Genomic DNA, 10,496 nt, shown 5'->3' on the forward strand with positions numbered 1-10,496 from the left:
CCTCAGTGGACGCGACTGGTCCCTCGCGCCAAGCATGCATAGATCCGCTGTTCCTGCCCCCAGAGGATCGCATCATGGAACATCCCAAATACAACATCGCGCTCATCGTCGGTGCCGGCGAAGGCCTGAGCGCCTCTCTGGCGCGGCTGTTGTCCGCCCAAGGCCTGCGCGTGGCGCTCGCCGCGCGCAAGATCGAAAAGCTCGGCGCGCTCTGCGGCGAGACCGGCGCGAAAGCCTTCGCTTGCGACGCGACCAAGCCGGAGGAGGTCGAGCGCCTGTTCGGGCTTGTCGAGCGTGAGATAGGCACGCCAGATGTCGTGATCTACAATGCGAGCGGCCGGACGCGCGGACCGTTCGTCGAGCTCGTCGCAACCGATGTCGCGCAGTCGATCACGGTCAGCGCCTTCGGCGGCTTTCTGGTGGCGCAGGAAGCAGCCAAGCGCATGCTGCAGAGCAAGCACGGCGCGATCCTGTTCACGGGCGCGTCGGCCAGCGTGAAGGGCTATGCGCAATCAGCACCGTTCGCGATGGGCAAGTTCGCCCTGCGCGGACTTGCCCAGAGCATGGCGCGCGAGCTGGCGCCGCAGGGCATCCACATCGCCCATTTCGTCATCGACGGCGGCATCCGCAGCGCAGCGCGCACGGAAGCACCGGACAAACCGGACTCGATGCTCGACCCCGACGCGATCGCGCAGAGCTATTGGAATGTGCTGCAACAGCCGCGCAGTGCCTGGACATGGGAAATGGAGCTGCGGCCCTGGGTGGAGAAGTTTTGAGGCAATAGCGTCGGGCTACGCGGCAGGCATCCGTGCGAAATCGACAAAGGCCCGCAGTGCTGCCGGCAATTGGCGGCGGCTCGGATAATACAGGAAGAAGCCCGGATAGGCCGGACACCAATCGGCGAGCACGCGAACCAGCTTGCGCCTCGCCAGGAGGTCTTCGACCTGACCTTCGAACACATAGGCGAGACCGAGCCCATCGAGTGCGGCATCGACCATCAGATCCTGGTCGTTCAGCGTCAGCGGTCCCGTAACGTCGATGTCAACCTCGATGCCGCCGCGCTCGAACTCCCAATGATAGAGCGCGCCGCTGGTGAAGCGGTAACGAATGCAGGGCAGGTCCTTCAGATCGTGCGGCGTGGTCGGCGTCTTGTGGGACTTGAAGAAAGCAGGCGAGCCGATCACCGCAAAGCGATGCCGCGGGCCGATCGGCACCGCGATCATGTCGGCGGCGATGGTCTCGCCGAAGCGCACGCCGGCGTCGAAGCCGGCCGCGACCATGTCGATCAGGGCGTCGTTGATCATGATCTCGATGCTGACGTCCGCGAACGCCTTCAGAAAGCGCGTCACGATCGGCAGCAGAACGAGCTGGGCGGACTGGCGCGCGGCGGTGAAGCGCAGCGTGCCGGCCGGCTTGCCGCGGAAATTATTGAGGTCCTCGAGCGCGTCATCGATATCGCGGAAGGCCGGACTGATGCGGGCAAACAGGCGCTCGCCGGCTTCGGTCAAGGCCACGCTGCGCGTGGTGCGGTTCACCAGCCGCAGGCCGAGCCGGTCCTCGATGTTCCGCAGCGCATGAGACAACGCCGATGGCGTGACGCCAAGCTCGGTCGCCGCCGCCCGAAAGCTGCGGTGACGTGCGATGGCGAGAAAGGTCGCGAGGTCGGACGGGTCGATCCGCATTGATGAATTTTTCTCAGCAGCTTGTAGAATATATATCGGATTATATCATCTATGACGAAGCGCTACACGTCATCCATCAGCCTCGGCGCATCGCCGGGGCCTCAAATGGAAAGGCCAAGGCCATGCGTGTCTGGTTCATCACAGGAGCGTCCCGCGGATTTGGTGCTTTGATCGCCGAGGCGGCACTCAGCGCCGGCGATGCCGTGGTCGCGACCGCGCGCGATCCCTCATCCGTCACCGCGCGGCTCGGCAATCACGAGCGGCTCCTGGCCACCCGGCTCGACGTCACCAGCGAGGCCGAAGCGCATGAGGCTGCAGGTCAGGCGGTGAAGCGGTTCGGGCGCATCGATATCCTCGTCAACAATGCCGGCTACGGCCTGCTCGGTGCGATCGAAGAGGCGAGCGCCGCGGAAACGCAAAAGCTGTTCGGCACGAATGTGTTCGGCCTGCTGAGCGTCACCCGCGCGGTGCTGCCGCATATGCGCCGCCAACGCTCGGGCCACGTCATCAACATCTCGTCGGTCGGCGGCTACACCGGCTATCCCGGCTGGGGCGTCTATGGAGCGACCAAATTCGCGGTCGAAGGCATCAGCGAGGCGCTGGCCGGCGAAGTGGCTCCCCTCGGGATCAAGGTGACGGTGGTCGAGCCGGGCTTCTTCCGCACCGATTTCCTCGACGAGACCTCGCTGTCGCGGACGGCACTCCAGATCGATGACTACAGTGAGACCGTCGGCAAGACGCGCGCGCACGCCGCCGACGTCAATCACGGCCAGCGCGGCGATCCCCGCAAGCTGGCGCAGGCCTTCCTCAAACTGGCGGATGCGGCCAAGCCGCCGCTGCGCTTGCCGCTCGGCAGCGACACCGTGGAACGAATCGAGGCCAAGAACGCCTTTGTCGCGCGGGAGCTTGCGGAGTGGCTGACGGTGGCGACATCGACCGACTTTACCGGCGATCAGGCCGCGTGATGAAAAAATCAGCCCGGTTCTGACTTCACCAGAACCGGGCTTTCAGTCGTGTCAGGCCGTGGCTGAGGGGCTTTCGGCCTGACGGGAAAGGGCGGCGAGACGCCAGCTTGCGCAGGGAATATCCTTCGGTTCGATCGCGATCTGCTTGTCGAACCGAACGAGCCTCCAGTCGTCGGGATGATTGACGAAGGCAAAGCCGGATTTGCGGGCGAGCGAGATCATCACGTCGTTGGCGCGCAGCGTGTCGCCGAAGATATGCTCGGCGCCGAAGGCAGCCGCGCGGCATTCGAGATTCTTGAGCAGTGCCGTGCCGATGCCGTGGCCCTGCCAGCGGTCGTCGACCGACAAGCCGAACTCCACGGCCGACGCCTCAGCATGGAAGGCATAGCGGGCTTCGCCGACGATGGTCTCGAAACCATCGACAAACATGGTCGCGATCACGCTGAAGCGTTCGCGCTCGCCGACATGGGTGAAATCGTGCAGCAGCGCCTTCGGCAACTCGCTCAGTGCGCCGAAGAAGCGGTTGTAACGGGAGCGAGCCGACAGCGAACGAAAATAGTGCTGCAACTCGTCGGTATCGCGCGGCTCGACGAAGCGCAACGTAAGCGCCTCCCCGTGGCGGATGCGCAGCGTATCCGAATATTGCTTGAGGTCATCCAGGCGGAGCATGCTCATGGGAGTCTCCCGCGACCGAAAGGACCGCCGGCGCCCCTCTTCAGAGGCGGCGCCGGCCGGGCGGCCAATCAGGCCCGCCAGAAGGGTTTCTCGGCTTCGTACGCAATGTCACTCCAGGACAGGCCGACGTCCTGGAGATCGCGGGTGGTCCACTGGGTGAGCTCTCTGCGGGTGCGGTAGCGCTCATGCCAGACATGCAGGGTCTCCCCGATCTGGTAGAGCAGGCTCGGCGCATGATGATTTGTCATCGAATTGTTGGTCAGCGTAGACATTTTCAGCTCCTGGAGCTAACTTACGCCCGTAATATCTGCTTCTCCCGGCCTTTCGACAAACGACAATTTGTACCCTTTCGCATGAAATAAGCTCATGCATACTGCTGCCAAATGACTGCCAGATTGCCTTCCCTGAACGGTTTGCGCGCCTTTGAGGCCGCCGCACGCCACCTCAGCTTCACGCTGGCCGCGACCGAGCTGAACGTGACGCAGACCGCGATCAGCCATCAGATCCGCAGGCTCGAGGAGGAGCTCGGCATCCGTCTGTTCGTGCGCCAGAACCGCGCGCTGGCCCTGACGCCCGAAGCGCGCGACTACCTCCCCGGCGTGCGCGCCGCGTTCAACGACCTCAGGCTCGCGACCGACCGGCTGCTCCGCAAGGACGACGACAAGGTGCTGACCGTCTCGACCATCGCCTCGCTCGCCGCCAAATGGCTGCTGCCGCGGCTGACCAATTTCCAGGAGCAGCATCCCGGCATCGACGTCCGCATCACCACATCGACGAGCCTTGTCGATTTCCAGCGCGACAATGTCGATGCCGCGATCCGTTACGGCCGCGGCCAATGGCCGGGCGTGCGCGCCGAATGGCTGATGCGGGACGAGCTGTTCCCGGTGTGCAGCCCGTCTCTGCTGAGGGGCGACAGGCCGCTGCGCACGCCTCAGGACCTGAAAGACCACGTGCTGCTGCACACCAACAATGGCGACGACTGGCGGCTGTGGCTGACGGCCGCGGGGCTGTCGACCAACATTTCCAAGCAGACCGGCATCACCTTCGACATGACGCTCATGACGGTGCAGGCGGCGATCGACGGCATGGGGGTGGCGATGGGACGGACCACCTACGTCCAGGACGACATCGCCAAGGGCCGCCTCGTGGTGCCCTTCCGGATAGCGCTTCCCGCAGATGCCGGCTTCTACCTGGTCGCACCGGACGGCCGTCGCGAGGGGACGAAACTGGTCGCGTTCCGCGACTGGCTGGTCGCTGCAGCGCAGAATAAAGCCTGAAGAATCATCAGCTTCGGCGGCGAAATCGATTGACTCCCGCACCCTCGCGCGGGAGGGGTAAGACAGATTGTCGCAGCACGATCCGTCGCCCGCCGTGAAACTGAGTTCCGGTCCGGCCACATCTTCAGGGAGCAAGCGTCATGGCTGGACCAGCCACTTCAACCAATCCGCCCCAGATCAAGTCGCGCATCGGCGCCATCCTGCGCGCAACCTCGGGCAATTTTCTCGAACAGTTCGATTTCTTCCTGTTCGGCTTTTATGCCGCCGCGATCGGCAAGGCGTTCTTCCCCGCGGCCAATGAGACGGCCTCGCTGCTCAACACCTTCGGCGTGTTCTGGCTCGGCGCTTTGATGCGTCCCGTCGGCGCGATCGTGTTGGGGGCCTATATCGACCGCATCGGCCGCCGCCAGGGCCTGATCGTCACGCTCGCGATCATGGCGATGGGCACCGTGGTGATCGCGTTCTGCCCAAGCTATGCGACCATCGGCATTGCCGCGCCGATCATCGTGCTGCTCGGCCGCCTGCTGCAGGGTTTCTCCGCCGGCGTCGAGCTCGGCGGCGTGTCGGTTTATCTTGCGGAGATCTCGACGCCGGGCAACCGCGGCTTCTACACGTCGTTCCAATCGTCGAGCCAGCAGGTCGCGATCTTCGTGGCGTCGATCCTCGGCTTTGTTCTCTCTGAACTGATGCCGGCCGAAACCGTCGCGGACTGGGGCTGGCGCATTCCCTTCTTCGTCGGCTGCCTGATCATTCCCCTGATCTTCTTCCTGCGGCGAACGCTTCAGGAGACGCCGGAGTTTCTGGCGATGAAGAAACACCCGACCGCCGCGCAGGTGTTCTCATCGGCCCTCGCCAACTGGCGCATCGTCATCCTCGGCATGATGATCGCGATCCTCACCACCACGACGTTCTACTTCGTCACGGTCTACACGCCGACCTTCGGCAAGAACGTGCTGAAGCTGTCGACGCGGGATGCGCTGCTGGTCACGCTGCTCGTCGCCGTGACCAACTTCATCTGGAATCCGGTCGGCGGTGCGCTGTCGGACCGCGTTGGCCGGAAGCCCGTGCTGCTGACCATCGCCTGCCTGTCGCTGCTGACCGCCTATCCGGCGCTGCATTGGCTGGTGGCGGCGCCGACCTTCGGCAAGCTGCTCGCCGTCGAGATGATGTTCTCGTTCTATTTCGGTGTCTACAGCGGCACCATGCTCGGCGCGCTCGTCGAGATCGTGCCGGCGCATGTGCGCACCACCTGCTTCTCGCTCGCCTTTGCGCTCGCCGCAGCCCTGTTCGGCACCTTCACGCCCTTCGCCTCGACCTGGCTGATCGAAAAGACCGGCGACAAGGCATCGCCCGGCTTCTGGCTGATGTTCGCCGCCGTGCTCGGCATCATCGCTGCCGCGACCGTCTATCGCGGCGGCGGCAAGGCAGTGGCGACGTATGATCCGGTGGCGGAGCCGGTTGCGGGGCACTGATCGTCATTCCGGGGCGCCTCAAAGAGGCGAGCCCGGAATCCAATTTCTCCCGGCGTTCATGCGGCGCCATGGATTCCGGGCTCGATGCTCCGCATCGCCCCGGAATGATCGTGGTGCTAAAGCTCTACCACCACGTAATCGCTCTCGACCTTGACCGGAATCGTCTCGGCGACATACGGCCCCTTCACGACACTCGCGCCCGGCTCGACATGGGCCGGATAAGCCTTCACGCGGAAGCGGCGGGGATCGCAGTAGGATTGTCCGGTGCGCACGTCGAATTCCCAGCCGTGCCAGGGGCAACGGATGATCTCGCCCAGCCTGGTGTATTCGATCTCGCCGGGAATTTGGGATTGCGCGAGCCCGATCAGCGGGCCCTCGCACAACGCTGCGCCCTGGTGCGGACAGCGATTCAAGAGGCCGAAATACTCGCCCTTGATGTTGAAGACCGCAATCGGCCGCCCGTCGATCTCGAGGAATTTTCGCGTGCCTGGCGGAAGCTCATCCACAGGCGCGATTACATGACGCGCCATCAATTAAGCCCATAAAGCTTCCGCGCATTGCCGAGATAAAACGCTTCGCGGCTCGCTTCACTGACGCCGGGCGGCAGCACGCGCGATGGCTCGTCATAGTCCCAATGCGGATAGTCGGTCGCGAACAACAGCCGGTCCCAGCCGATCCATTTGATGACGTCGAGCAGATCCTCGCGCCGCTCGGGATCTTCCATCGGCTGCGTCGTCCACCACACCTGCGCGCGGATATATTCGGACGGCGGCCGCTTCACATGCGGCACCTCGCTGCGCAGCCGTTGCCAGACCTTGTCGAGCCGCCAGGCAAGCGAAGGCGCCCAGCCGAAGCCGGCCTCGATCATCACCATCTTCAATTTCGGGAAGCGCTCGAATACGCCTTCCAGAACGAGGCTCGCGAGCGCCGATTGCTGGCACTGCGAATGCCCCACCATCTCCTCGATGTAATAGCTCGGCCAGCCCGACGGCGTGATCGGATTGCCGCCGAACCCGAAGGCGTGCACACCAACCGGGAGGCCGGCCTCTTCCGCGGCTTGATAGATCGGCCAATAGCGGCGCTGACCCAGCGGCTCGACGTTGCGGCTCAGCAGAAGCACCTGCACGAAGTTCTTGTCGCCGGCACGCTCGCGGATTTCCGCGGCCGCCGTCATCGCATCCTCATTGCCGACGACGATCGAGGCCTTCAGCCGCTTGTCCTTTGAGGTCCATTTGTCGATCTGCCAGTCATTGATCGCCGAGCACAGCGCCGCCGAGAGTTCGTGATTGCGGATGCCCTGGCCGGTGCCGAGCGGATTGAGGACCCCCAACTGCACGTTGTTCGGATCGAGATGCTGCTGCTGCATGAAGGAGAGCGAAGAGCCCTGCGGGCCGCCTTCCGGCGGATAGGCATCGCGGCGCGAAGCGTTGGGCTGGGCTTTCGGATAGGGCGGGCCTTCCATCATGCCCTGATAGGCATGCACGCCGTAGACGTCGAGATGATGCTGCCAGCGCTTGGCGAGATAAGGATAGAGCTCGGTTCGGGTCGCGCGCGCCGGGTGAATATCGCAGTCCGCAATTGCGGTTTTAGCGGTCAGGGCAGACGCGGACTCGGTCGCTTCGCGGAACTGGATATTCATCGCCTTGCCTCCTTTGGCAGCGGCTAAGTCAGGCGGGGGTAGGTTGCGTGCGGATTGTCGATCATGATCTTGCGCACGAGATCGGGGGTGAGACCTTCGGGCAGCGCATCCTGGCCGTCGAATTGCCAGTGCGGATAGTCCGTCGAGAATAGGACTAATTCGTCGGACTGCATATGCTCAAACAGGCGAATTAATGTCGCCTGTTCCGGCGGCGCGTCAAATGGTTGTAATGAGAAGCGAATGTTGCTGCGCACAATTTCCAGTGGTGCGCGATCGACCCAGGGCGTCTCCATCCGCACCCCCCGCCAGAACTTGTGCAGCCGCCAGAGATAAGGCGCGATCCAGGTGATCCCGGATTCCAGCATCACCATCTTCAGTCGCGGATGGCGGGCGAACACGCCTTCGACGATCAGGCTGGTGAGCTGGGTCTGGAATGCTTGCGCCTGACCGACATAATCCTCGATGTGATACGAGCCCCAGCCCACAGCGGTCGGCGGGTTATGATAGGCGGAACCGGCATGGATGCCGACCGCGAGGTCGAGTCGCTCCGCCGCTGCATAGATCGGCCACAGCGCACGCTTTCCCAGTGGCGTGTCGCCCATCACAAGCATCAGCACCTGCACGAAGCGCCTGTCCGCCGCGCAGCGTTCGATCTCCGCCACCGACTTCTCGATATTTTGAATGGGAATCACGATCGAACCGCGCAGCCGCGGTTCCCGGTCGAGCCATTCCCTCGCCAGCCAGTCATTCAGCGCGCGGCAGAAGGCGTCTTGCATGTCTTCGGAAAACACCATCTGCACGCCATAGAGCGGGTTGCAGATGGCGTAGCTGAGCGCAAAGGGATCGAGCACATGGCGCTGCATGTCTTCGAGTTGCGATCCCGGCTTGCCGGTTTCGGGACGCCAGTCGGGGCGTGCCGTGATCGGCGAATTCTGCGGATAGGATTGCGAGATCAGATCGACCATGCCGCGCGTCGTCACCTGGTCGCGCCAGTAATCGTTCAGATATGGCAGCAGGCTGGTGAGATGCGGCACCGCCGGGTGCACGTCGCAGTCCACGCCGCCGGCGATCAGGGACGTCATGACGCTTCCTCTTCACGCACGCTTGGCCGCATCGCTTGTTGACGCCATTCAAGCAGGCCTGCAAGCCGCCTGCAACTCGGCCAGCGCCGCTGTCGTATGCTAGAAGAGCTCAGCTAGGTTGCTCGGAAGCGAGGCGCAAGATGAAAGAGCTCGTGGGGATTGCGGAACAGGTTGCGGCCAAATTGATTGCGCGCAAAGAGACGATCGCGGTGGCGGAATCCTCCGCAGGCGGTCTGATCGCTGCAAGCCTGCTCGCAGTGCCCGGCGCGTCGGCCTATTTCCTCGGCGGCGCCGTCGTCTACACGCGCGATGCGCGGCGCGCCCTGATGGATATCGGGGATGACGGCATGAGGGGCTTTCGCTCCTCGTCCGAGCCTTACGCAAAACTGCTCGCCGAACGGATGCGCGAGCGTTTCGGCTGCGACTGGGGCCTGTCCGAGACCGGCGCGGCCGGCCCGACCGGCAATCGCTACGGCGACGCCGCCGGCCACAGCTGCATGGCGGTTGCCGGCCCCGCGGCCGAGGTGATGACGCTGGAGACCGGCAGCAACGACCGCTTCGCGAACATGCAGACGTTTGCGGCCACGGCGCTGAAGCTGTTGCTGAAGAATTTGGAGGGGTGACGTTCGATCCGCAACGCTGCTTGTCCCGTCATCCTGAGGCGCGAGTAGCGCAGTGCATCGGCACTGCGCTGCGAGCCTCGAAGGATGAGCCGCCGGGACGTAACCGGGCCGTCGCCCTTCGAGGCCTCCGCTTCGCTCCGGCACCTCAGGGTGACGGCGAGAGATATTGCTCAATGCATCCAGGTCGGCAATTTGTGGACCCGTTACGCTACTTGCCCAGATGCTTGGTAAAAATCCGCACCACATACCCCCTGAAGCGCGGCGCTTCGTCGTAGAGATCCGACGCCATACGTTCGATGGTCTCGCGTAGCGACAGGAACTGCGCCTGGCGCGCGCTGCTTTCCGTACCCTGCATGCCGGCGAGCTCGTCCATCGCGGCGTCACTGATCTGGCACGTCACCTCCTCGCCATCGTCAAGCATGGTGAAGCGGAAGGCCAGACGTTCGAGGTCATGGCCAATGATCTTGTCGCGCGTCAGCGGCATCCACTTGTCCCGGTCGCGCCCCCGGCCGGGACAATGCGGAAATTTTTGTGGCTTGTCACCGATTTTGGGGTGATTCAGCCGTCAATACACCAGCGCTGTGCCCGTCGGCTTGTCCAGCGCTGCCGCGAGCGACTTGTACTCCTCGCAACTCGTGCCGCAGATCGCGGCGATCCTTTCCAGGTGATACATCGCCTGCTCGCGATTGCCCTGTTCGAGCTGCCACAGGCCGTAATATTGCCAGGTCAGCACGTGGTTCGGATCGACCGCCAGGGCGTGCTCGTACCAGACCTGCGACTGCTTGTAGTCACCCAGCTTGCGGTAGGAATAGCCGATGAGATTGGCAACGTTCGGATTGTCATCGCGGCCGAGCGCCTTGAGCTGTGCGATCGCGGTGGCATAGTCGTTGCGCTCGTAGATCGTGTCGTAGGCGGCACGATAGGCCTCCGCAAAGGCGGGATCGCCGATGCTCGACTGGTTGTTGGGCCTCTTGCCCTTCTGGGTGGCCTTCGTGCCGGAGCGATTCGGATAGGACGGCGCCGGCATATTCCGATTCTGGCCTGCGGACGTGCTCGCAAAGGGATCAACACCTCCCGCGCC

13 protein-coding genes are annotated in these 10,496 nt (G+C 63.7%); 5 read left to right on the plus strand and 8 right to left on the minus strand.

The window, feature by feature from the left end:
- The first annotated feature begins 74 nt into the window (after window positions 1-74).
- A complete protein-coding gene (locus tag ACV1FX_RS32745; RefSeq protein ID WP_473121668.1) occupies window positions 75-776 on the plus strand; it encodes an SDR family NAD(P)-dependent oxidoreductase in 702 nt (233 codons plus the stop codon).
- 15 nt (window positions 777-791) lie between these two features.
- Here ACV1FX_RS32745 and ACV1FX_RS32750 read toward each other — a convergent pair whose 3' ends face one another.
- Window positions 792-1,682, minus strand: coding sequence for a LysR family transcriptional regulator (locus ACV1FX_RS32750; protein WP_473121669.1), 891 nt, complete (start codon window positions 1,680-1,682; stop codon window positions 792-794).
- Window positions 1,683-1,804: 122 nt separating this feature from the next.
- Here ACV1FX_RS32750 and ACV1FX_RS32755 point away from each other — a divergent pair, with 122 nt between their 5' ends.
- Complete coding sequence (locus ACV1FX_RS32755; RefSeq protein ID WP_473121670.1) at window positions 1,805-2,647, plus strand: oxidoreductase; 843 nt, start codon at window positions 1,805-1,807, stop codon at window positions 2,645-2,647.
- Between the two features lie 51 nt (window positions 2,648-2,698).
- Here the strand turns inward: ACV1FX_RS32755 and ACV1FX_RS32760 are convergent, their stop codons facing one another.
- Together ACV1FX_RS32760 and ACV1FX_RS32765 are read right to left on the minus strand one after the other, a co-directional pair.
- Window positions 2,699-3,322: a GNAT family N-acetyltransferase gene (locus ACV1FX_RS32760; RefSeq protein ID WP_473121671.1), complete on the minus strand. Its 624-nt coding sequence runs from the start codon at window positions 3,320-3,322 to the stop codon at window positions 2,699-2,701.
- A gap of 68 nt (window positions 3,323-3,390) precedes the next feature.
- Window positions 3,391-3,594: a DUF1127 domain-containing protein gene (locus ACV1FX_RS32765; protein ID WP_473121672.1), complete on the minus strand. Its 204-nt coding sequence runs from the start codon at window positions 3,592-3,594 to the stop codon at window positions 3,391-3,393.
- A gap of 111 nt (window positions 3,595-3,705) precedes the next feature.
- Here ACV1FX_RS32765 and ACV1FX_RS32770 point away from each other — a divergent pair, with 111 nt between their 5' ends.
- Together ACV1FX_RS32770 and tcuC are read left to right on the plus strand one after the other, a co-directional pair.
- Window positions 3,706-4,599 carry a transcriptional regulator GcvA gene (locus ACV1FX_RS32770; RefSeq protein ID WP_473121673.1) on the plus strand — a complete coding sequence of 298 codons (894 nt, stop codon included), beginning with the start codon at window positions 3,706-3,708 and terminating at the stop codon, window positions 4,597-4,599.
- 140 nt (window positions 4,600-4,739) lie between these two features.
- Window positions 4,740-6,071 carry a tricarballylate/proton symporter TcuC gene (tcuC, locus tag ACV1FX_RS32775; RefSeq protein WP_473121674.1) on the plus strand — a complete coding sequence of 444 codons (1,332 nt, stop codon included), beginning with the start codon at window positions 4,740-4,742 and terminating at the stop codon, window positions 6,069-6,071.
- A 116-nt stretch (window positions 6,072-6,187) separates the two neighbouring features.
- On the opposite strand, the gene ACV1FX_RS32780 is transcribed toward tcuC, so the two are convergent.
- From ACV1FX_RS32780 to ACV1FX_RS32790, 3 genes are read right to left on the minus strand one after another with little or no spacing between them, the layout of a single operon-like run.
- Window positions 6,188-6,601, minus strand: coding sequence for a Rieske (2Fe-2S) protein (locus ACV1FX_RS32780; RefSeq protein ID WP_473121675.1), 414 nt, complete (start codon window positions 6,599-6,601; stop codon window positions 6,188-6,190).
- Window positions 6,601-7,710 (minus strand): amidohydrolase family protein, encoded by a 1,110-nt coding sequence (locus ACV1FX_RS32785; RefSeq protein ID WP_473121676.1) that lies wholly within the window; start codon window positions 7,708-7,710, stop codon window positions 6,601-6,603. Before ACV1FX_RS32785 ends, ACV1FX_RS32780 begins: the two co-directional genes overlap by 1 nt.
- A gap of 23 nt (window positions 7,711-7,733) precedes the next feature.
- Window positions 7,734-8,792 (minus strand): amidohydrolase family protein, encoded by a 1,059-nt coding sequence (locus tag ACV1FX_RS32790; protein WP_473121677.1) that lies wholly within the window; start codon window positions 8,790-8,792, stop codon window positions 7,734-7,736.
- A 140-nt stretch (window positions 8,793-8,932) separates the two neighbouring features.
- On the opposite strand from ACV1FX_RS32790, the gene ACV1FX_RS32795 reads away from it, so the two are divergent.
- Window positions 8,933-9,415: a CinA family protein gene (locus ACV1FX_RS32795; RefSeq protein WP_473121678.1), complete on the plus strand. Its 483-nt coding sequence runs from the start codon at window positions 8,933-8,935 to the stop codon at window positions 9,413-9,415.
- A 208-nt stretch (window positions 9,416-9,623) separates the two neighbouring features.
- On the opposite strand, the gene ACV1FX_RS32800 is transcribed toward ACV1FX_RS32795, so the two are convergent.
- Together ACV1FX_RS32800 and ACV1FX_RS32805 are read right to left on the minus strand one after the other, a co-directional pair.
- Window positions 9,624-9,899, minus strand: coding sequence for a DUF1488 family protein (locus ACV1FX_RS32800; RefSeq protein ID WP_473121679.1), 276 nt, complete (start codon window positions 9,897-9,899; stop codon window positions 9,624-9,626).
- A gap of 81 nt (window positions 9,900-9,980) precedes the next feature.
- A partial coding sequence (locus tag ACV1FX_RS32805) for a tetratricopeptide repeat protein (protein WP_473121680.1) occupies window positions 9,981-10,496 on the minus strand: 516 nt, incomplete at its 5' end.

The sequence above is a fragment of the Bradyrhizobium ingae genome (assembly GCF_055791185.1).